Consider the following 22,462-nt stretch of genomic DNA (forward strand, 5'->3'; position numbering starts at 1 on the left):
TCATTCAAGAATTAGCTTGAATCTACATTAAGCAGATTCTTATTTCTTCAACAGTCGTTGTCATTCTCGGAAAAATATGAATTATACGAAAAACGAGCTGTGTGCCACTGAACTGAACCTTCAACTGTTAGAGTGTATCTAACAATTGGGGAGCAGTTCACATTCGCGGCTTGTTTTTTCAGGTAACTTTTCCTCAATGTACAGTTTTTTAGACATAATATTTGTAGTTGTTGCTGTACTCCACGCCTTCCCGTGGTCGTTGCCCCTTACCATCTCTATCAAAATACATATGATAGATTTAAGGAGGTCTGGTAGCATGACAACCCATCTTTCGTTTGATGCCATTTTCAGTCTCGGATACAACTGTCAAGTCGCTGTTCAGCTTAGAAGAAACAAGCTGCGCAAGATGGCAGGGCCCTGGGATTGGTTCAACTTCGCCTCGACCAGTGAATTTTGCAAAGTCATTAGAAATCAATTCAGCGAATTCATGCTGCGGGATAATCTGGACATCTACGGCAAATCCGTGAATTGTTACTATGTACGGGACAAACACTCTTCCTGCTTGTCCTTTCATGATTTCAAGAACGATCCGGAGGAGCGCCCGCTGTTTGATTACCCTGCCTTTCGCGAACGCCTGGACAGAAGGATCGAACGGTTTAACAGCTGTTTGAATTCTACTCAAAACACACTCCTCGTGCGGATCATCCCGCATAAAAAAGATGCTGAAACGATTGATCAAGCTATTCGTGAAACATACTCAAACCCAAACGTAACCCTGTTATTTGTCATGCTTGGCAATGCTCCGCACATCGTGCAGCTCCCATCGTTCTCTGACCAGGTTCTCATTATTCAAATACCGAAAGGGGCCACTTGGGAGGGGGATTTTGATGCCTGGAAGGCTGTACTTGGAAGGTTTTCACTTAAGTAAGGGAATAAACGTTTGACAAATTCATATTTTTCCCGTATATTTACAAAAAAAGAATCGGAATCTCTTACGAAGGAAGCACCCGTAAGTCTGGCGTCTAACCGCGCCTTTCTTATGGGTGCTTTTTTTGTCGCGGATCCGGCTATCTCTGCGTCATTTACTTGCTGCGCTGGAGATCATCTTTGAATTAAGGAGCGATGTTTATGTTTAGAAGAATGCTGTTTTCATGCCTTGTTATGATTCTGTTGTTTGCTGCTGCTCCCATTCATTTCGCAGATGCGTCAACGATTGAGTTCACCGATTCGGTAAACGCTCAATTTAAAGCCACAGCTGAACGTGCTCCGGGAACCATCGGTTCCAGACTCATCAAGCAGTACGATGATTTTAAATCAGAACGCAAGCAGGCGATGGATTGGGACGATCGAATCTCCGCTCTTCGATATGCTAATGAAGCAAGAACTTCGGAAACACGCAAGCAAATCAATGATATCGACAAGGACCATATCCATAAACTGGAGGAACAGCTCCAGGCAGCCAAGACTAAATACCAACCATTGTTTAATGGATATACCGCCCTGAACAAGCAAATTACCGCAGCCAGGAAACTTAAAGATAAATCGCTGTCCAAGCTGCTGCAATCACAAGCCGACGGAATGAAAATTCTGGTTGGCCTTGGACGTCAGGATATTCGAAACAAACAAGCTGCGCTTACGGCCGCCAAGAAAGAGAGAACGTCCAAAGCCGCTAAGATCCGCTCTATCCTATCCGAGATGGATCCGTACAAAAGCAAAATCAAAGGCGACAAGAGTGCTATATCCACTCCAAACAAACTGATGGAAACCGAGTGGAAAAACTTCAAAGCAGCTGTGAAGGCCAAAGAATCTGCCAGAACCAGCGACACCCTGTCCCGTTTATTAACCCTCTCCGGTCAGATTCTGACGAAGAAGAAAAGCATCTACCAATATGAACAGAAAATCGAGACCATCATCACACGCGCTAATGCACAATTAAAATGAGCCCGAGATACAAAAAAACCTCTGCGGCAGGCAGAAGTTTCACTGGATTGTATGGGTGCCTTGATATAGTTAACGTGCTGTGGCCTGCAATGGGTAATGGACCCCGGCCAGTCTCGACTCATCGAGCAGCGGATAATCATATAACATCCCTTCATATACGATTTCGAACGCCGGATGCTGGAAAAAATCATGCGGCGTTACCGCTGAAGAAGGACGGTCCCACAAGTGGATTCTGCTCTGCTTCATCGCCTCGGCTACAAACTGCGAACAGAAGTAGGAGCGTTCCCGTGTGATATCGAGTCTCATCAGAACACCGATCATTCCGATGAGATTGTAGCCGTAAGCATCCTCTTCATCCTTGTAATGCTGAATCACGCTTCTTGCTGCCTCATATTGCTGACTAGCAACCTGGAGACGAAGGAGAGCACAGCGCGTGCCGGGGAAGTGCCGGAATGTTCCTTCATAGACATCCTCCTCCACAAATCCACCGCTCCAGGGATTGTTGGCACATTTCCGGCCAAAACTGAATACTTCATTCAGATTCTCATCCAATGCCAGCGAAGCATGGTTATATGGTGCGGCAGTAATTCGTTTAATCAATTTGGTAAACATCGTACCTGTATCAGTCAGCAGAACGTATATATTTTTGCTATCGGTCATTTGGCTTTCCCCCACATACATTTACATATTTCACTTGGATCCGGATTTCGTCAAATCCTTCGTTAACTTCATTGTAGTAGAGGCAAGCCATTTTCATAACCGACCATAGGTGTGATTAGGACCTGGACCTAAGTCGAGTTCTATCCCTGACCCAACAACGTAATATAGATAACTATACCCCATATAAGCGACGATAGGAAGATGGTGTCATGCCTTCATGCTCCATAAATCGCTTGTTAAAATAGCTGACACTGGGATAACCCGCTTCCACTGCAATTTGTCCGATCGTTTTTTCCTTGTGATCGAGCAGCCACTGCTTTGCCATTTGAAGGCGGCATCGTGTTACAAAATCCATCGGGGTCATCTCCATCACGTTGCGGAACAATTTGCAAAAATAGTAGGTCGTTACGCCAAGCCTGGCCGCCCACTCTTCCAGAATAAACGGCTGCGCAGCCTCCTGCTGCATGATCGGCAGCAGCTCCAGAATTCGGTTCGCCGAGCTATTGGATTTATTGTCCGATAACGCGGAAGCCTGCTCTACGAATACGGCGAGCAGGGAATAAGTCAACGTGGACAATTGTGCGGGTTTGAGCATACGATGGGTCTCTGCCTCGGTTAATAGAGCTTCATGTGCTTCCTCAAACGCAGACGGCTGACGAATGCTCCATAATTGACTCTTATGAAATCCACGCTCGATAAAATAATTCTGCAAACCGCTTCCATAAAAATGGAACCACCGCACATCCCAAGGGTCGTCCTCGCTGCTGTAATAACGCTGAGCCTGCATAGGAAAATACAGCACGGCTTCTCCGGGACCCAACGTATGAACCACATTATCGATTTCAATACATCCTTTGCCGGAAGCAACATAATGGATGTTAAAATTGTTTAAAGACCCGGCGGCCCGGGTTACGGTATGATCCGGTTCATCCCGGTATATTCCAACCGATTCCGGCAGGCAGAAGAACGGCATTAACGGGAGGGTCAGCAGGTGGCTTTGTCGTTTCATCGCAACGCTCCTTGAATGACAATATTGTTATATCGCACTACAAAATAATATTATATCAATTTTAATTCCTGTCTTTTATAATCACAATATAATCTTAATAAGTCGTATAGGAGCTGATGAACATGAGCCAGAAACTTCGTTGGGGAATACTGGGATGTGCCAGCATTGCCAAACGTTCGGTCGTTCCCGGATTACAGCAATCCCGTCTGAATGAAGTCGCTGCCATTGCTAGCCGAGATCAGGATAAAGCCACACAGGCGGCAGAGGAATTAAATATCCCGACTGCATACGGCAGTTATGAATCCTTGCTAGCGGATTCTTCCATAGATGCAATCTATATACCGCTCCCGAATCATCTGCATAAAGAATGGAGCATCCGCGCAGCGGAAGCCGGCAAACACATTCTATGCGAGAAACCGCTCGCCTTGACTGAAGCTGAGGCAGCAGAAATGGCCGAGGCGGCGGCTAAAGCAGGCGTGCTTCTAGCTGAAGCCTTTATGTACCGTTACCACCCGAGGTATGACATGATCAAAGAGCTTATCACTTCAGGAGCCATCGGAGAGGTTCGGGGCATCCGCAGTGCGTTCACGTTTAACAGTTCAGCCAATCATGGGAACGTCCGGTTTCGCAAGGACTGGGGCGGCGGTTCCATCTATGATGTCGGTTGTTATCCGATCAACGCCGCGCGTATTCTACTGGATAGTGAACCCGAAGCCGTCACCGTCCAAGCCTTTTTCTCGCCGGAACATGATCATGTTGATATGATGGCTTCCGGATTAATTGAATTCGAAGGTGATGTTTCTCTTACGTTTGACTGTGGGATGTGGGCAGCATATCGGAACCCGCTTGAAGTCGTGGGCACGGAAGGCCTGATTGAAGTCCCCTTCGCCTACAGCCTGCCCGAGAACGGTGCTAACTTCTTCTTAACGACCGGAGACGGTCGCAAAGAAATCGAGGTTCCTCATGCAAACGCATACAGTGAGCAGGGTGACCATATGGCCGAAGCCATATTAAACAACAAGCCCCTCCGTTTCCCGACGGAAGATGCCATCCACAACATGAAAGTCATCGACGCTTGCCTGCAATCCGCCCATGAGCGAAAGAGAATAGTGCTGTAATTGTGCTGTAATTGTGCTGTAATTACACCCCCAAGGAGGATATGAATATGAAATATATATCAATCAAGGGATTAGACAAACCGGTCTCTGCACTGATGAAAGGAACGGACTACTTCTATCATGATTCGTATGAGAAAGCCGCTGCTAATCTGGACGCCTATCTCGCTATAGGCGGCAATTCCGTTGACACCGCGCATATCTATTGCGGAGGTCAAAGCGAAGAAGTCATCGGCCGTTATATGCAGGAAAGAGGAAATCGTGATCAGCTCGTCATTTTGACCAAGGGCGCCCATCACGATCAGAACGGACCGCGTGTCAGCAAAAAAGATATTAAACACGATATCACCATAAGCTTTGAGAGACTCCAAACGAATTACATCGATCTGTACGCGCTGCACCGTGATGACCCCTCTGTTCCAGCAGGCGAAGTGATTGAAGCGTTGAATGAATACATTGCGAATGGCAGTGTGGGGGCCATCGGGGTATCCAACTGGACATGGGAGCGTATCCGTGATGCTAATGACTATGCCGCCGCAAATGGACTGGTCGGATTCTCCTTCAGCAGTCCCAATCTAAGTCTGGCCAAGCCGAATGAACCGTTCTGGAAAGGCTGTGTCTCGGCGGACGCCGAAACCTGCGCTTGGCATGAGTCCGAGCAATTCCCGCTCCTCTCCTGGTCTTCTCAAGCCAGAGGATTCTTCACCGGCCGATTCACGCCGGAGATTCGAGACAATGCTGACCTTGTGCGGGTATTCTACAGCGATGAGAACTGGAAGCGGTTAGAGCGGGCCAAACAACTGGCAGCATCCAAAAATGTGACAGCCATACAGATCGCTTTGGCATACGTGTTGAACCAGCCATTCCCAACCTGTGCGCTAATCGGTGCACAGTCAGCAGATGAATTAAAATCCTGTGATGAAGGATCTCTTATTCAGCTGACAAAAGAAGAATTGGACTGGTTGGATCTTACAACGGATCAGATGTCCTGATCACACACAATGTATGGGTCCAACTTTACCGTCCAAATACTAACAACGTTACCCTTGCAATTGAAGATCGTGAAGAGTAATTCCATGTATCCAAACCAAAACTCCAACCCCTATCCAAAGGTTGGAGTTTTTCTGCATCCGGATCATTTCACCTAAAACCACTCACTTAAATCGATACCACTGCTTAAGCGTTATCATGCCTACAGTCATTTGTCCAACGTATGCTTCGAACCAGAACCAAAATTTCTAACGGACTAAGCAGACGTTATTCGAAAATATCCGCCTCTTTTATAAAACTAACGGACACCAGAGTCCTAATTAACAGTAAAAACGGGTATTCAAGGCGGATTATGGTTGTATAGCGTATCTCTGGTCCGTTAGATTTGGAATAGAGCACGATATTAGCATATAACGGCCATGAGGTCCGTAAGATATTCTACTGCCTACTCTGTTGCGTTACTGCTCATCTAGTTGCCCTACTGATCATCCTGTTGCTCGTTTGCTCATCTTGTTACTCTACAGTTTACCTTGTACTCTAATGCCTACACTGTTACTCTACTGCTCACCTGTTGCCCTACTGCTCCCCCGTTGCTCTACGGCTTACCTTGTACTCTACTGCCTATACTGTTACTCTACCTGCTCTCCTTGTTGCCCTACTGCTCCCCCGTTGCTCTACGGTTTACCTTGTACTCTACTGCCTACTCTGTTGCTCTACTGTTCATCTAGTTGCCCTACTGCTCACCCTGTTGCTCGTCAGCCCATCTTGTTACTCTACCTGCTCTCCTTGTTACTCTACCTGCTCTCCTTGTTACTCTACTGCTCTCCCGTTGCTCTAGACTTACCTTGTACTCTACTGCCTCTAATGCTCACCCTGTTACCCTACTGCCCATTCTTTAGCTCTACTTACCTTGTGTCTATTGCTCACCTATTCCTTGTTGCCCTACTGCTTACACTGTTACTCTACGGCTCACCTGATCTCTGCAAAAGCCCCTTCACTCCTCACGCCCCATAATAATCATTCCGAGATCCACAAGGCCAAAAAACCGACCCTGGTTCAGGATCGGTTTCTCTTAATTCTCTTCGCTTACATGGCTTTCAGGCCAAGGACTTCATCCTGAATCCCTCGAGCATTCCTGTTATCACATCCATCGTTTCCTGAAGGCCTCCAGCCGTTTCCGGCATCTGTGCGATCCATAGCGAGCATTCATTTAGCGCCCCTGACAAGGCATGGGTTAATGCATCCACAGGAACCGGCTTCAGAATTTCCTGTTCCTGCATCAAGACCAGCTGCTCTCTCAGATGAGTCATCGAATTCTGCTCGTCCATCTCGCGCCAAGCCTCCCAGCCCACAACACTGGGACCGTCAATAAGCATGATTCGCTTGTTTTGCGGTTCTACCACGGCAGTGATAAAGGCACGACAGCCAAGCAGCAGCTGATTCCAAGGATCCTCTGAGCTAGTCGCTTCCTGCTCTACCCGATCTGCAATTTCCATTTGCACTAACTCAAGCACGGCAAGGAATAAACCTTGTTTATTCTTAAAATGATGGTACAGCGCGCCGCGAGTAACCTTGGCTTCGTCAGCAACCTCCTCCAGTGCTGTATTCGCATAACCCTTATCCGTAAAGTGGGCTCTGGCTACCTTCAGCAGCAGTTGAATGGTCCCATGGGTCTCGCTTTTGCTTCTTCTCATAGTATGCAGGTTCTCTCCTATACAAAAATACTGATATTAAATTCGACGATACCAGCCCTAAGACTCAGACGCAAGCGGCTTTATTTCATCCGATAGAAGATATGCCAGCTCCGTTAACAAAACAATCATGCAGGGATGGACACACTCATTTTCCAGCTCCGCTCTCGTCGGATGACCATACATCCTCGTTGTACTGCTTCAGAAAGGCCTGTGAAGGCGGGATGATCTTGATAACATCGATAAGCACCCCATTCGGGTCGCTGGTAATGAAATGCCGTTGGCCAAACTCCTCGTCCCGAATATCCAGATGAAGCGGCAGCTTCTCATTTATTATAAGCCTTTCGTACTCCGCATCAACATCCGCCACCTCAAAATTAAGAAGCAGTCCTTGTACATTCGCCTGATAAGCGGAAGGAACCGTAGGGTGATCTTTAGACAAAATGGCGAGTTCATAGGAGCTCTTCCCTTGTTCTCCCCATTTCAGGCTTACATACCAATCGGCTTCAAAAACAATCTCAAATCCAAATAGCCGCGTGTAAAACTCTGCGCTTTCGGCTATTTGCTTTGTCATAATAACGGGATAAAATCCTTGAAGCTTCATATGGGAAACATCTCCTTATATTTGGGATGAATCCAATTTAACATACATACTGTATGTATGTAAACAATAATTTTCAATACCTTCGCATAAAAAAAAGAACCTGCAGCGTTAACTGCAAATTCTTCTGCTTGCTACCACAGCAAGCTGACAGCCAATAAATTGAACAATGCAAGCGGTAATATTACATTAGGATTGGGCCCAAAGGGAGGATAACCGGGATAGAATCCTCTGTTTCCTTGTTCTACAAGAATGTACACATTCTTTGCATCTACATTAATGACTGTACCTTCAAAAGCTTCATCATCCATCGTATGGACTCTTACCTTGCGATTCATGACATTTTTCATGGCTGCATGAGCGTTTTCTCTATGCTTCTTCATGGAATGCACCAACTGATGGTCACATTGAAACAGCATTTGCTGTTGATTGGTATAATTGTTCATGATGCTCCTCCTTCATTATCTTCTAATCGCATTGTATGCAAACGGCCCGCCAAGGGTGTTCGCCTACCTGCTATTCCCGTTTAATCCATGCCAAATACGGGTATAGTACAACCAAATATAAGGAGGGCAGAACATCATGGATAAACAAAGTATACAGGCTAGAACCGGAGGTTTTTTTCTTGAAGATAACGGAAAAACAGTAGCGGAAATCTCCTACTCCCCTCAAGGAGAAGGTGTGATCAGCATCGACCATACCTATATTTCACCAGGTCTTCGGGGACAAGGGCTTGCAGACGAGCTTGTCCGCAAGGTCATAGATTATGCGCGCGAGGAAGAGCTGAAAATCATCCCCGCCTGCTCCTATGCCGGGCATTATTTTGACAAAAACCTGGACGATCGCGTATTGCTCTACAAATAGCATCCGGATCGGAACAGCATCCTATCCTATTATATTTCATTGAGAACGGATCTACCTTTTAGCTCGACCTTAGGACCTTAGCCAGCCATAAGATTGCTTCTCTTATCGGTTGGCTTTCATATGTCCATTATTTCCAAGTTCATATTGAAATTTGGGAATATCTATTGCGATAGAGTGATCCTATCCACTATGATCAGATGGTATAAGCTTAGCTCAGGGAGGCAACTGATATCATGACGCACGCAGCGGAAGATTGGGTCTGGGAACAGATGTTTAACAAGCTGCCCCTCGGGGCAATCCTGATTTCTGCGGTTGACGAGCAGGTAGTTAAGGTCAACGACCGGTTCTGCGAACTTATCGAATCGGAGCGTTCTGCACTGCTGCAGCGCAAACCTTCCGAAATCCAAGTGCTATCCGACCTATCCATCAACCAAACAATACTATCTTTAACTAATGACAGAGCATCCCGTCTAAAAAAAGATTGTTTTTTCATTCGTCAGGATGGCAGCAGATTTTCGGTATCCGTGGATATATCGCTGCTTGAGCATCCTTCACCTGGAGAGGCTCCGTGGATATTATGCTGTCTTGGACAAGAAACGGTCCAGGAAGTAACTTCTCTGCCGGTCATCAAGAATGCTGAATTGCTTGCACTCATCTTCAAGAGCGGACAAGATCTAATTTCCATTAGCAGCGAAGATGGAATCATTGAATACATCTCACCCTCTGCAACAGACATACTTGGCTATACCCAAGAGGAAATGACTGGGAAGCATCGAGCAGCCTTCTATCATGAAGTTGATTCTGAACAAATGAAGAAACCCGGAAAGCTATTTTCGGATGACCATAGTTTCATACGCCGTATCCGCCATAAGAATGGCCATTATTTATGGTTTGAAACGTCCTTCCAGCTGATACGGGGAACGAAAGGCGAGATTTCGAAAGTCCTTGCCATCGCGCGCAACATAACCAAGCGTAAAATCGATGAGGACACATTAGCCCAGGCGCAGCGAATCGCCAAGATCGGCTCCTGGCGTTGGGACTTGATCACGCATACGTTAACCTACAGCGAGGAAATGAGGCGAATCTATGGATACCAGATCAGCACTATCGAATCAAATCATGATTCACTGCTGGCAATGGTCATACCGGAAGACCGCGAACGCGTAGAGTCCATCGTAAGAAAAGCTCTTGTCGGTACAGCCGATGAAGTCATCTATCGGATCAAGCTTCATGACGGACATATTCGGACGATCCGAGCGCAGTGGGAGGTCTCCGTTACGAACGATGGCAGGCCCATTGAGATGGTGGGTATGGCCCAGGATATTACCGAGCAGGTATTGATTGAACAGCAGTCGCTGGACAATGAGAACAAGTACAAGCTCATCACCGAAAACTCGCTTGATTTTATATCGAGAAGTACCATCGAATGTTCAACATTTTTATACTGCTCCCCCTCCTGTTATTCTCTCCTCGGGTATCGTCCGGAAGAGATGGTGGGTACGAGTGCTTTTGATTACGTGTACGCCGAGGATATTCCCTCGCTTCAGGAGTATTTTAGCAGCTGCCTGGTCGGGAAATTGCTCACACCGATCACCTTCCGCTATATACATAAGGATGGCAGGCACATCTGGTTTGAAGTCAATTGCAAGTACATTAGCACGCAGGACAATCAGAGGAACGAGATTATCTCGATTGCCCGCGACATATCCGAACGCAAAATGATGGAATTTAAACTAAAGGAGAATGAACAGCGCTACCGCTCTCTTTTTGAATACAATCCATCTGCCGTATACTCCATGAATCTGGACGGCGATTATTTAACGGCCAACCACAACCTGCAGGAGCTGACGGGTTATACATTGGACGAATTAGTCGGCATGTATTTCGGACCGATTGTAGCGGAAAAAGATATAGCTCGCACGCTGTACCATTTTAACCTGGCGAAGGAAGGCAGACCGCAAAGCTATGATCTGACCATTATTCATAAGGACGGCCATCCCATCGAGATCAATACCATTAACATTCCGATTTTTGTGGATGATGAAGTGGTTGGCGTCTACGGCATTACAAGGGATATTACCGAACGTATACGCACCATGGAAGAGATCAAGAAACTCAGCCGGGAGTTATCCCTGCTGCTTAACACGGTATCCGAGGGGATTATTGGACTGGGTATTCACGGTCAGGTCGCATTCATCAATCCGGCTGGTGCAGCCATGCTTGATTACGATCCCCTTACCACCATCGGGAGACCCTGTGATCAGATTGTAAAAGAGATTCGCCATGACGGCACCTTCTATCGGGGCGAGGATTCCCCGCTTGTACAGGCTGTCAGACAGGGAACTCCGCTTTCAAGAGCCGAGATCGTACTCTGGCGCGGAGATGGCACCAGCTTTCTTGCAAATTACCAGGTCAATCCGATCTGGGATCAGGGAGAACGCAAGGGCGCTGTCATGGTGTTCCGCGATATCACCGATGAAAAAGAAATCATCCGGGCTAAGGAGAATGCTGAACGAGCCGATCAAGCAAAAACGGAGTTTTTGACCATGATGAGCCATGAGCTGCGAACACCGATGAACGGAATTATCGGCATGATTGAACTGTTGAAGACAACCGAGCTCGATGAGGATCAGCGTAATTACACGGACATTCTCATGGAAAGCAGCGGCTCCCTGCTGCACATTCTGAACGAGATCCTGGATTTCAGCAAAATCGAAACCGGCAATATGACCCTCAATTCTGAGCCGATCGATGTACAAGCTTTGCTTGAGAGCATTGTCGATTTATTCTCGGCCAAGGCCAAGGAAAAAGGTTTGTTGCTATCGTGCAGCATAAACACCACGGTTCCCGATGTGATCATCGGCGATGGCTTGCGATTGCGGCAAGTGCTTGTTAATCTGATCAGCAATGCAATCAAATTTACGAATGAGGGCAGCATCTCGATGAGTGTCGAGGGATTGCACAGAACGGGAACTCAGGAGTTCACCCTTGCTTTCCAAGTGAAGGACACCGGAATCGGCATACCGGCCGAGCAGCAGCATCAGCTGTTCATGTCATTCTCTCAGCTTCATCCCTCCCTGAATCGTAAATATGGCGGGACTGGACTAGGGCTCGCGATAAGCAAAAAGCTGGTCGAGCTAATGGGTGGTGTCATCGGCGTTGAGAGCCGGGAGCAGCTTGGTTCCTCCTTCTACTTTACCATTCCGACACGTACGCTAAATGAAGATGGATCAGGATAAGTAATATGAGGACTTATTGTCTCCAACCGTACAAAAAGGGTGGTCTACAGCCAATGCAGGCTGTGGACCACCCTTTTATTCAATGAGCGAATATCGCTCTACTCGTATAAGGATTCCAGCTCGTCTACCAGAGTTCCTACATAAGCTACCGCTTTGGAAATCGGCTCGGACGTGGACATGTCCACACCTGCCATCGCCATCAATTCCAGCGGGCTCTTGCTGCCTCCGGCTTTGAGAACCTGAAGCCAGCGGTCTACGGCCGGCTGCCCTTCCTCACGAATCAGCTGCGCTGCCGCTGTTGAAGCAGTCAATCCCGCTGCATACGTATACGGATAAAGCCCCATGTAATAATGCGGTTGTCGCATCCAGGTAAGTTTTGCGCCTTCATCCAGCTCCACTGCGTCTCCCCAGAAGTCCGAGAGCACCGCGCCCTTAAGCTCAGACAGCTTATCTGCCGTAATCGGCTCATCCGCCATCGCATGACGGTATACCCTTCTCTGCATCTCCGCTTCGAGAAGATGTGTCACATAATTATGATAGTACGTGCTCAGCAGTTGAAGAATGATCCACCGGCGCATCCGCTTATCCTCGGATTGACTGAGCAAGTGATCCGCCAGCAGCAGCTCGTTCATCGTTGAAGGTGCTTCGATGAAATACATCGAAGGACGGGCATTCGTGATGCTCTGATTATGGGCAGCCAGCATCAAATGACCTGCATGCCCAACCTCATGCGCCAGCGTAAAGGCATTTCGCATATTGTCCGCCCATGCCATCAGAATATAGGAATGCACACCGTAAACGGAGGAACAGAAGGCACCCGTGGATTTACCGATATTGTCGGCGTAATCCACCCAGCGCTTGGTGAACGTTGACTCAACGATCTCACCGTATTCCGGCCCAAGAACCGACAGCGCTTGAGAGATGGTCGAGCAAGCCTCTTCATAGGTTACGCTTGGATTAAAATCCGGATCCATCGGTGCTTTCAGATCGCAGAACAGCATTTGATCCAGTCCCAGCACACGCTTCTTCAGCTTCATGAGCCTCCGCATATGAGGAGCAAGCTCCGTCAGGATGGTATCATGAATATTGTTGTACATTTCCATTGTCACTTGCTGCGGCTTCAACAGCATATCCGTTACGGAATCGTATCCGCGAAGGCGAGAAAGCACTACTTGTTTCTTCACTTCCGTGGCGTAGGCTTCAGCAAATGTATGACGAGAGCCGTGCAATGATTTCGAGAATGAAGCAAAGGCTTCACGGCGAAGCTGTGCATCCTCGGACATCTCATAAGAATTCTCGTATAAACGGAACGAGACCGGCTTCGTATCTTCGTTCACTTGGATATCATCAAAAGTCATATCCGACAGCTTGCTGCGCAGGTATATGCGGTAAGGCGAACCGAGCACCTCTCCGAGTGATGCGAGCACGCTTTCCGTCTCAGGGCTCAGGCGGTGCGGCTTGGATTCCAGCAGCAGATTCAAGCTTCGGGCGTAAGGAGCGAGCCCCTGGTTGTTTGTTATGTACTGATCGATAATCCCTTCTTCAAGATCCAGCAGCTCCGATTCAATGAATGTCAGGGAGGACTGGATGCGGGATAACACATCACCGGTTTTCGCCGAATTTGCCAAATTAAGCGGGTTGGTTCCATCTTCGGATTGTCGAAGTCTGGCATATGCCCCGACTTTGCTGATGCTCTCCATCAAAACTTCCTGTTCGTTCAGGCATTCCAGAAGAACAGAGGCACCTTCACCTAGCTTGCCTTTAAATCTTGTCAATTCAGCGGCCTGCGATTCAAGCGCTTTTAAACCCGCTTCAAATTCGTTTTGCGAGACAAATAAATCATCCAGATTCCAGGTAGCTTCAATCGGAACCTCACTACGTGTCAGCATTTTTCCCATGGAAACAGCTCCTCATGTCTTATAATCTCATGACCACATATTCCTCACTAAATATTAGTAAAAGAATAACAATTCCATCATATCACAGTTTATTTCTGGAGCGTATCCGATTTTCTATCTTGACTTCCGGACCTGTTTATGGATATAGTTATCCCATACTCTGATCTAAAGGAGAGATTTTGATGTCGGTGGTCGTTCTTAACTAACCAAATTTCATATGGGTCGAAATGGAAAATTATGGACATTCCCTACTTAGGGCTATGTTTATTTTTTGATGGTTATTCATTTCGTCCGTTGAATTAGTTAAGAACTGCGGATATCAATTGAAGCCCCTTTGGGTTTATTCCGATATGATATGGTGATCCGTGCTGAGTTCAGCGCGGATTTTTTGGGTCTCCCCTCTGCTACAACAGGGGTTATTTGGAGCTATCCCATCACACCGTACCCATCAGAATAACGGCCTATGGGCGGAAAGTGAACCTTAGTAGTTCACTTTCCGCCCTTTTTTGCGTTGCATGACACTCATTTCCAGAATAAAGGAGAACCGAAAATCATGAATCCATTTGCATTAAACAAATTAGAATATGAGAATATTCGCACCGATCTCGAACGCTTTGCCGTTTCATACCTGGGTATCGAGTATATACGGAAAATGGCGCCGCTCACCCAAATGAAAGCCATCCGCCATAAATTGAATGAAACCGAGGAAGCAAGAATTCTGCTTCATACCGGAGCGAGCGTACCCATTCCATCACTGGAAGGAGTCGAGATGATTTTAGATCTGCTCGGCACAGGATATGTGCTGTCTGAACGAGATTTCGGGAATATGGTCCAGTATCTGAGAAGCTGCCGGCAGCTCATTCAATATATGAATGCCAAGAGCGGCATCGCACCGACGATAAGCTCCTACGCCTCCTCCATGCATGAGCTGCGGCCGCTGCTGTCCGAAATTGAACGCAGCATTCACGGTGGCCGCGTCGTGGACCAGGCCAGCAAAGATCTGGCTAAAATCCGCAAAAAAATAATCGTAACCGAGGAACGGATCAAGCGGAAGCTCGACAGCCTTATGAGCCGTTATAAAGCGATCATGCAGGAGAGTGTCATCAGCAAGCGAGGAGGACGTTATGTGCTGCCGATCAAGAAGGAGCATCGCAAACTCGTGAACGGATCGATTCTGGACGAATCGGCAAGCGGGCAGACGGTATTCATTGAACCATCTGACCTGCAGGGACTCCAAGTGGAGTTGAACCTTCTTCATTCGGACGAGGTACGGGAAGAAACCAAAGTTCTGAGTGATTTGACCGCACTCACCGAGCAGTATCAATTCGAACTGAGAACCAACGCGGATACGGTCGGGATCTATGACTACATTATCGCAAGGGGCAAATATGCCATTTCCATAGGCGGACGCAATGTCCATTTGAACCAGGAAGGGTTTATCCTCCTGAAATCGGCCGTTCACCCGCTGATCGGCTCTTCCATGGTGCCGCTGGACTTCACCATTGGGAACCGTTACAAAACACTGATCATCACAGGTCCTAATACGGGCGGTAAAACCTCGGCGATCAAGACGGTTGGACTCATTACGGTGATGGTTCAATCCGGTCTGCTGGTACCTGTAGCGGAAGACAGCCACTGTGCCGTCTTTGACGAGGTTTCCGTGGATATCGGAGATGGGCAGAGCCTGGAGCATGCCCTCAGCACCTTCTCTGCACACATTCGCAACATCCGCGACATATTGCAGACGGCTGGCCGCTCAACGCTCGTGCTGCTGGATGAAATGGCATCCGGGACGGACCCGGGAGAAGGTGTAGGCTTATCCATTGCCATCCTGGAGGAACTGCATAAACGTCAGGCTACCGTTGTGGTTACCACCCATTTTACCGAAATCAAAAATTTTGCGGAACGTACGCCAGGCTTTGAGAACGCACGAATGGAATTCGATGCCGAGACGCTGGAGCCGCTCTATCGCCTCCGGATCGGGGAAGCCGGCCACAGCTATGCCTTTGTCATCGCAGCCAAGCTGGGCATTCCTGAAGCCATTATCGCCAGATCACGCGAAATCACGGAAGCGGGAATTTCCAGCGGCAATACAGCCGTTGTACATCGAGAAAGCAGGGATCCCGTAGGCTTGGAGGAATCGAGCTCACCGGAACTCCCTGTCCTTCCCCCAGCCAAGCCGAACGAGTTAACGGACGCCAAGGCGAGTGAGGACGAAGCCTCCTCTTCCTCTCCCTTTCATCTCGGAGATCGAGTCTATGTACCTTATTTGAAACGAAGCGGTACCGTGTATGAAACTATAGATGCAAGGGGTAATGTAGGCGTCTTGATACAGAAGGACAGAATGAGGATTAACCATAAACGCCTGAAGCCTTACATTGCAGCAGAGGATCTGTATCCGGACGATTATGATCTTGACATCGTATTTGAGAGTAAAGAGAATCGGAAGAAACGCAGCATAATGAAACGCAAACACATTGAAGGACTTGAGATTGAAAAAAAGCCCGAGTGACTCGCACTTTGTTATGGCCGACCAGCCATCAGAAGCATACCCCGAACCACGCATCGTGCGCACAGGGAGCCGTGCGCACGATGTTCAAAATTTTAGAGTCGGTGTCGCATCGGATCATCGGAAACGATAAACCATTTTATGTTTTAAGGAGAGATATCTATGAACATTCGGACTGAAACTGGAGCAGATTACGAGAAGGTACACACCCTTCTCACCCGTGCTTTTCCGGGACAGGAAGAAGCCATTCTGGTACAACGGCTGCGTGCCGATAATTCCTTTCAGCAGGAGCTGTCCATCGTTGCGGAAGAAAACGGGAAGATTACGGGGCACATTATGTTTAGCCAGGCCGCGCTTTGGGAGGGAGGTCATGCCCATTCTGTCGCCGCACTGGCGCCGCTGGCTGTGCTTCCGGAATTTCAACGTCAAGGAATTGGCGGCAAACTCATCGAAGAAGGTAAACGGCGGTGTCGGTCGCTTGGCTATCCCCTTGTCTTTCTGTTCGGCCATCCGTCGTACTATCCTAGGTACGGTTTTGTACAGGCCAGGAACTACGGGATGGAGATGACCCAGTTTACCGTTTCGGACGAAGTTTTCATGGTTGCTGAGCTTCAGGAAGGGGCACTCCACAGCCTGCATGGAGAGTTCCGGTTCCATCCAGCATTTGAAGAACTGGGCTAAGCTCTACTCCAAAGACCACATCATGCGAATCGGTTAGAGCGATCCGCCTAATCCTTGGTGGCATTCATCTTCAAATATGTTGTACAATATAGTCTAAATGACTATTTGAAGGATGGTTTTCAACATGTATGTAGCTCAGGATTGGCATGATTACGAGGTTATCGATACCGGGGGCGGGGAAAAGCTCGAGCGCTGGGGAGATGTCATTCTCAGACGCCCGGACCCGCAGATTATATGGCCGATTGAGCAAGAAGACGGACAATGGCGCAGTGTTCACGGACACTATCACCGCAGTTCGTCCGGCGGCGGTCAGTGGGATATGAAAAAGCAGCTGCCGGATCGGTGGACCATCTCGTACGACCAATTGAAATTTCATATTCGACCCACCAATTTTAAACATACTGGTCTGTTCCCGGAGCAGGCTGCCAACTGGCGCTGGATGATGGACAAGATCGCAGCGGCAGGTCGGCCGATAAGCGTACTGAACCTGTTCGCTTACACCGGAGGTGCTACGGTTGCTGCAGCGTCTGCAGGCGCACAGGTGGTTCATGTCGATGCTGCAAAAGGCATGGTCCAATGGGCTAAGGAGAATGCTGCATTATCTGGCCTTGCCGATCGCCCTATCCGTTATATTACGGATGATGTGTTTAAATTCGTACAGCGGGAAGAGCGTCGGGGGAATAAATACGATGCGATTATTATGGACCCTCCTTCCTATGGCCGCGGACCTAGCGGGGAAACGTGGAAGCTTGAACAGAGTTTGTACCCGTTCCTGGAAAGCTGCATGAACATCGTATCCGATAATCCGCTGTTTATGCTGATTAACTCCTATACGACCGGCATTTCCCCTACGGTATTGAACAACATGCTGACCATGACCATGAAACCGAAGTACGGCGGTACGATCAGTGCAGGCGAGATCGGATTACCGATCACTCGAACCGGCATGAACCTGCCTTGCGGCATCCTGGGTCGATGGGAGTCCTAAATCGATGAGCAGACGGGAATCCGCAGTGTACCCGGTCGTACCGATTCTGTTCGAGGATAATCATGTGTTAGGCGTGGCTAAACCGGTGAATGTCCCTTCTCAGGAGGATGCTACCGGAGATCCCGACATGCTGACCATACTAAAACAGGACATCAAGGAGCGCTTTAATAAACCCGGCAACGTATTTTTGGGTCTGGTGCATCGACTTGACCGTCCCGTCGGAGGGGCAATGGTATTTGCCAAGACCTCCAAAGCCGCTTCCCGATTATCCGAAGCAGTTCGGAGCCGCAGCTTCCGCAAGCAATATGTAGCGGTCGTTCACGGCATTCCTTCGAAGCCTTCCGGCCGACTCGTGGATATGCTGTATAAGGATGCTAAGACCAATACCGTCCATGTGACTTCAAAAGGCACTGACGGGGCGAAGGAAGCCATTCTGGACTATACGGTGCTCCAAACCTCGGAAGGCTTCAGTCTTGTCCTGATCGAGCTGCACACGGGCAGACCACATCAGATCCGTGTCCAGCTTAACCATGCGGGGCATCCATTGTTCGGGGATCAGAAATATGGCAGCAAGGTGAATAAAGCGGGTCAGCAAATTGCGTTATGGTCTGTGCTGGTTGGATTTCCTCACCCCGTTACCAAAGAGGACATTTCCATACACTCGATGCCGCCTCCCGTGTATCCCTGGACCTCATTCTCCCTCGATAAACTGGAGCTGGCGTTACAAGCTTACCGATAAAATCACAAAAAACGAAATCCTTCCTAATGGATTTCGTTTTTTTGTCTTACTTAACGATTATGGAAATGAAAGCAATATGTTATTCCTTTACATTGCTTACAGCTTGCCGAAGAATAGGGCAACGTCTCTCCTTACAAGCAAATACCGCATGAAATTTCCGGCACCAGGATGGTTTGCTAGGGTAGGGCTAAACGTGGCTGGCCCCACGCGTGAGCTGCAAGGTGTAGTCTCGCTCAGGGGCTTTTCACTCTATGCTTCTACCAAAACTTCCTGTGGTGCTGTGTTGATTTTTCCTAACAGATAGACAAGCAGTTGTTGATTATGGGATGATATGCGGTTCAGAATTTGGGAAAGATACTCTTCCCTTACCTGCAGCCCCCGCGTATATTCCTCGCGACCTTTATAGGATATCGTAACCCACACGATCCGTCTGTCATGCACGTCCCGCTCTCGTTTGATCAATCCGTTCTTCTCCATCCGGTCCAGCAGCATCGTCACAGCAGCCGGACTTGTTGCCAAGTATGGAATGAAATCGGATGGTTTCATCCGCTTCTGCTCTGCAAGCACCTCCAGCACCATCAGTTGTGGCTCCGTCAATGTGGGTGCTAATCCGGCTTCCATATGGAGTTTATAATCCTTGGCCAGCTTGGACCACACTTTGGCAAATTCGGCAGTATGCATATTATCCCGTCCTTTCCGTTATGTCTGTCAAGATCGATCATCACAAGCGTGTTGTGGTCAAACTCGAAACGATAGAATTCCACCGAAGTCATGCTTTTCATATTAGTTTATAGGATTAACTTTTCGCGGGAGACCTCGCAATATCCTTCTTTTTTCGTTAAAAAATATAATTTCCAATCAAGCGACAAAACCTGATATCCCTTATATGACGGCGTATTTCAAGGTTCACTCAACTTCGACAATGCCAGACATATGTCAAATAGTATAAATGTAAAATGTCCCCTTTCGCAAACGCAGAATATAACAAAAGCACCTCGACAAAATATCATCGAAGGTGCTTATTGTCCATCTTACACTCTCAGGTTTATGCTGATTAGATAATCTATGTTCAACTTTCTTTGCCTGTCTCCGTAATGGGCAGATTGACCAAATCCACAATCTGCCCTTTTTTGCCGACATCGGCAAGAAGCTTGCCAATCGATTTACGTTCTGCGATCGGAACCTGCTCCGTATGAATCGGATAAGCTTGTCCATCTTCGCTGTAAGCCATAATCTGCAGAGGTTCCCGGCAGTAGAATGCCCCGGCAATGGCACTGCCGTTAGGCTTCACCCGCTTGCCTTCCTTGAACTCAAACGTAGCCATCCCTTTGCCGCCACGACTTTGAGCCTGGTAATCCAGCAGCAGACTGCGCTTGCCATAACCCAGATCGGTGATCGTCAGAATCTCACCCTCGTCGTTCTCCACCCATAAAGCTGCAACAACCTCGTCTCCGTCACGGAGCTGGATACCCCGAACCCCACCGGACACGCGTCCCATCGCATTGACTTCCTGTTCATTGAATCGGATGCTCATTCCTTCTTTGGAGATCAGCACAATATCTTTATGGCCATCACTCATGACAACCTGTATAATGCTGTCATCCGCTGCAACCTTGGCAGCAGCGACCGCACCAGCCCGCTTCGTGGCATAATCCTTGAGCTCGGTGCGCTTCACTTGGCCTTTGCGGCTTACAAATACCAGCGATTTGCCTGGATCTTCAAAGTTTGATACCGGTATGACGGATACAATGTTATCCTCTTTTGGCACTTGGATCACATTGACTATGGCGGTGCCGGCATCTTTCCATTTGTACTCCGGAATCTGGTGGACCGGCAGTAAGAAGTATTGCCCCCGGCTTGTAAAGATGAGCAAGTTCTCCAGTGTGTTGACTTCAAACAGACGGGTGATGTAATCGCCATCCTTCACGCCGGAGCTTCCCAGCTCACCGCCGCTGCGCGTAAAAGATAACATGCTGGTGCGCTTGATGTAACCTTCGTTCGACAACGTTACGAGCACATCTTCGGCATTAACCAGCACCTCAAGATTGACCTTGATCTCTTCCACTTCTTCCTGAATGACCGAACGCCGTTCGATGCCGTACTTCTCACGGATTTCGAGCAGTTCCTTGCGAATGACAGCAATCAGCTTTTTGTCGCTGTCCAGAATCGCACGCAAACCCTCGATTTTTTTCGTCAGCTCGTCCAGCTCTTTTTGCAGGGAATGAATTTCAAGGTTGGTAAGGCGGTATAATTGCAAAGTCAGAATGGAATCGGCCTGACGCTCCGTGAAACCGAACATCCATTGCAGGTTGTTCTGTGCATCCTGACGGTTTTTGGAGGCTTTAATCGCCGCAATAACCTCGTCCAGAATGTTGAGGGCCTTAACCAGACCTTCCAATACGTGCGCCCGGTCCTCCGCTTTCTCCAGCTCAAACTGCGTGCGATTGGTGACAACTTCACGCTGGTGCTCGATATAAGCAGTAAGCATCGCTTTGAGCCCCAACTGCTGAGGGGTTTTATTCACGATGGCAACCATATTGAAATTGTACGTAATCTGCAGATCGGTTTTCTTCAACAAATAAGCAAGAATTCCGTTTGCGTCAGCATCCTTCTTCAGCTCAACGACGATGCGCAGCCCTTCGCGGCCGCTCTCATCCCGCACCTCGGCAATGCCCTCGACTTTTTTCTCAAGCCGAATGTTCTCCATGGCGGTGACAAGCCTCGATTTAACGACCTGATAAGGAATTTCCGTGATCACAATCTGCTGCTTGCCGCCGCGAAGCGATTCAATGTCGGTCTTCGACCGCAGATAGACGCGGCCTTTACCTGTGCGATAAGCATCCAGAATGCCTTCGCCGCCCATAATGATGCCGCTGGTCGGGAAATCCGGACCTTTGATAAAGGTCATAATTTCAGCCAGCTCAATCTCTGGCTTTTGCATGACGGCAATACAAGCATCAATCACTTCCCGCAAATTGTGAGGCGGAATTTCAGTGGCAAAGCCTGCGGAAATCCCGCTTGCCCCGTTAACGAGCAGGTTCGGATACCGTGAAGGCAGCACAACCGGCTCCTTGGCCGTATTATCAAAATTGTCCTTGAACAGCACGGTCCGCTTCTCGATATCCCGCAGCAGCTCCATCGCAATGGATGACAGCCTTGCTTCGGTATAACGCATCGCTGCAGCCGGATCATCATCCTGGGAACCCCAGTTTCCGTGACCGTCCACCAGCACATGCCCCATCTTCCAAGGCTGGGCCATACGGACCATGCCTTCATAGATCGATGAATCCCCGTGAGGGTGATAATTACCCATCACATCTCCGACCGTTTTCGCCGATTTACGATATGGTTTATCCGGTGTGTTACCCGAATCGTACATGGCGTACAGAATTCGCCGCTGAACGGGTTTCAGGCCGTCACGAACGTCCGGGATTGCCCGATCCTGAATAATATACTTGGAATACCTGCCGAATCGATCACCTACAACCTCTTCCAGATAAGCCGGTAAAAATTGCTCCGATAAACTCATTCATTCAC

The 22,462-nt window shown here is 48.3% G+C and carries 18 protein-coding genes; 10 read left to right on the forward strand and 8 right to left on the reverse strand.

Features of this window, described 5'->3' with window-relative positions:
- Positions 1 to 316 precede the first annotated feature (316 nt).
- Entirely contained in the window at positions 317 to 928 is a 612-nt protein-coding gene (locus PGL02S_RS23900; RefSeq protein ID WP_036636989.1) for a DUF1796 family putative cysteine peptidase, read from the forward strand.
- A 233-nt stretch (positions 929 to 1,161) separates the two neighbouring features.
- Positions 1,162 to 1,941 carry a hypothetical protein gene (locus PGL02S_RS23905; RefSeq protein WP_255308665.1) on the forward strand — a complete coding sequence of 260 codons (780 nt, stop codon included), beginning with the start codon at positions 1,162 to 1,164 and terminating at the stop codon, positions 1,939 to 1,941.
- Positions 1,942 to 2,010: 69 nt separating this feature from the next.
- Here PGL02S_RS23905 and PGL02S_RS23910 read toward each other — a convergent pair whose 3' ends face one another.
- Together PGL02S_RS23910 and PGL02S_RS23915 are read right to left on the reverse strand one after the other, a co-directional pair.
- Entirely contained in the window at positions 2,011 to 2,601 is a 591-nt protein-coding gene (locus PGL02S_RS23910) for a hypothetical protein (RefSeq protein WP_036636984.1), read from the reverse strand.
- A 172-nt stretch (positions 2,602 to 2,773) separates the two neighbouring features.
- A complete protein-coding gene (locus tag PGL02S_RS23915) occupies positions 2,774 to 3,610 on the reverse strand; it encodes an AraC family transcriptional regulator (protein WP_036636981.1) in 837 nt (278 codons plus the stop codon).
- Positions 3,611 to 3,732: 122 nt separating this feature from the next.
- Between PGL02S_RS23915 and PGL02S_RS23920 the strand changes: the two genes are divergently transcribed.
- A complete protein-coding gene (locus PGL02S_RS23920; RefSeq protein WP_036636979.1) occupies positions 3,733 to 4,728 on the forward strand; it encodes a Gfo/Idh/MocA family protein in 996 nt (331 codons plus the stop codon).
- Positions 4,729 to 4,775: 47 nt separating this feature from the next.
- Positions 4,776 to 5,717, forward strand: a complete 942-nt coding sequence (locus tag PGL02S_RS23925) for an aldo/keto reductase (RefSeq protein ID WP_036636976.1) — start codon at positions 4,776 to 4,778, stop codon at positions 5,715 to 5,717.
- Between the two features lie 1,095 nt (positions 5,718 to 6,812).
- Here the strand turns inward: PGL02S_RS23925 and PGL02S_RS23930 are convergent.
- The 3 genes from PGL02S_RS23930 to PGL02S_RS23940 form a co-directional block, all read right to left on the reverse strand.
- A complete protein-coding gene (locus tag PGL02S_RS23930; RefSeq protein ID WP_036636974.1) occupies positions 6,813 to 7,409 on the reverse strand; it encodes a TetR/AcrR family transcriptional regulator in 597 nt (198 codons plus the stop codon).
- Positions 7,410 to 7,554: 145 nt separating this feature from the next.
- A complete protein-coding gene (locus PGL02S_RS23935) occupies positions 7,555 to 8,010 on the reverse strand; it encodes a VOC family protein (protein ID WP_036636972.1) in 456 nt (151 codons plus the stop codon).
- Positions 8,011 to 8,141: 131 nt separating this feature from the next.
- On the reverse strand, positions 8,142 to 8,453 hold the full coding sequence (locus PGL02S_RS23940; protein WP_006209584.1) for a hypothetical protein: 312 nt from the start codon (positions 8,451 to 8,453) through the stop codon (positions 8,142 to 8,144).
- 136 nt (positions 8,454 to 8,589) lie between these two features.
- On the opposite strand from PGL02S_RS23940, the gene PGL02S_RS23945 reads away from it, so the two are divergent.
- Both PGL02S_RS23945 and PGL02S_RS23950 read left to right on the forward strand, forming a co-directional pair.
- On the forward strand, positions 8,590 to 8,871 hold the full coding sequence (locus PGL02S_RS23945) for a GNAT family N-acetyltransferase (RefSeq protein ID WP_006209583.1): 282 nt from the start codon (positions 8,590 to 8,592) through the stop codon (positions 8,869 to 8,871).
- Between the two features lie 233 nt (positions 8,872 to 9,104).
- Positions 9,105 to 12,110, forward strand: coding sequence for a PAS domain-containing protein (locus PGL02S_RS23950; RefSeq protein WP_036636969.1), 3,006 nt, complete (start codon positions 9,105 to 9,107; stop codon positions 12,108 to 12,110).
- Positions 12,111 to 12,208: 98 nt separating this feature from the next.
- Here the strand turns inward: PGL02S_RS23950 and pepF are convergent, their stop codons facing one another.
- Positions 12,209 to 14,008, reverse strand: a complete 1,800-nt coding sequence (gene pepF / locus PGL02S_RS23955) for an oligoendopeptidase F (protein ID WP_036636966.1) — start codon at positions 14,006 to 14,008, stop codon at positions 12,209 to 12,211.
- A 553-nt stretch (positions 14,009 to 14,561) separates the two neighbouring features.
- On the opposite strand from pepF, the gene PGL02S_RS23960 reads away from it, so the two are divergent.
- The 4 genes from PGL02S_RS23960 to PGL02S_RS23975 all read left to right on the forward strand — a co-directional run bounded on the left by PGL02S_RS23960 (position 14,562) and on the right by PGL02S_RS23975 (position 18,925).
- Entirely contained in the window at positions 14,562 to 16,520 is a 1,959-nt protein-coding gene (locus PGL02S_RS23960; RefSeq protein ID WP_036636964.1) for an endonuclease MutS2, read from the forward strand.
- A 159-nt stretch (positions 16,521 to 16,679) separates the two neighbouring features.
- Positions 16,680 to 17,198 (forward strand): GNAT family N-acetyltransferase, encoded by a 519-nt coding sequence (locus tag PGL02S_RS23965; RefSeq protein WP_006209578.1) that lies wholly within the window; start codon positions 16,680 to 16,682, stop codon positions 17,196 to 17,198.
- A 124-nt stretch (positions 17,199 to 17,322) separates the two neighbouring features.
- Complete coding sequence (locus tag PGL02S_RS23970; protein WP_036636962.1) at positions 17,323 to 18,186, forward strand: class I SAM-dependent methyltransferase; 864 nt, start codon at positions 17,323 to 17,325, stop codon at positions 18,184 to 18,186.
- Positions 18,187 to 18,190: 4 nt separating this feature from the next.
- Positions 18,191 to 18,925, forward strand: a complete 735-nt coding sequence (locus PGL02S_RS23975; RefSeq protein ID WP_036636960.1) for an RluA family pseudouridine synthase — start codon at positions 18,191 to 18,193, stop codon at positions 18,923 to 18,925.
- Positions 18,926 to 19,174: 249 nt separating this feature from the next.
- Here the strand turns inward: PGL02S_RS23975 and PGL02S_RS23980 are convergent, their stop codons facing one another.
- Positions 19,175 to 19,606, reverse strand: a complete 432-nt coding sequence (locus PGL02S_RS23980; RefSeq protein WP_006209574.1) for a MarR family winged helix-turn-helix transcriptional regulator — start codon at positions 19,604 to 19,606, stop codon at positions 19,175 to 19,177.
- 388 nt (positions 19,607 to 19,994) lie between these two features.
- Entirely contained in the window at positions 19,995 to 22,454 is a 2,460-nt protein-coding gene (gene gyrA, locus PGL02S_RS23985; protein ID WP_006209573.1) for a DNA gyrase subunit A, read from the reverse strand.
- Positions 22,455 to 22,462 lie beyond the last annotated feature (8 nt).

The organism is Paenibacillus glucanolyticus NBRC 15330 (genome assembly GCF_004000885.1).
Classification (GTDB): Bacteria; Bacillota; Bacilli; order Paenibacillales; family Paenibacillaceae; genus Paenibacillus_AQ; species Paenibacillus_AQ glucanolyticus.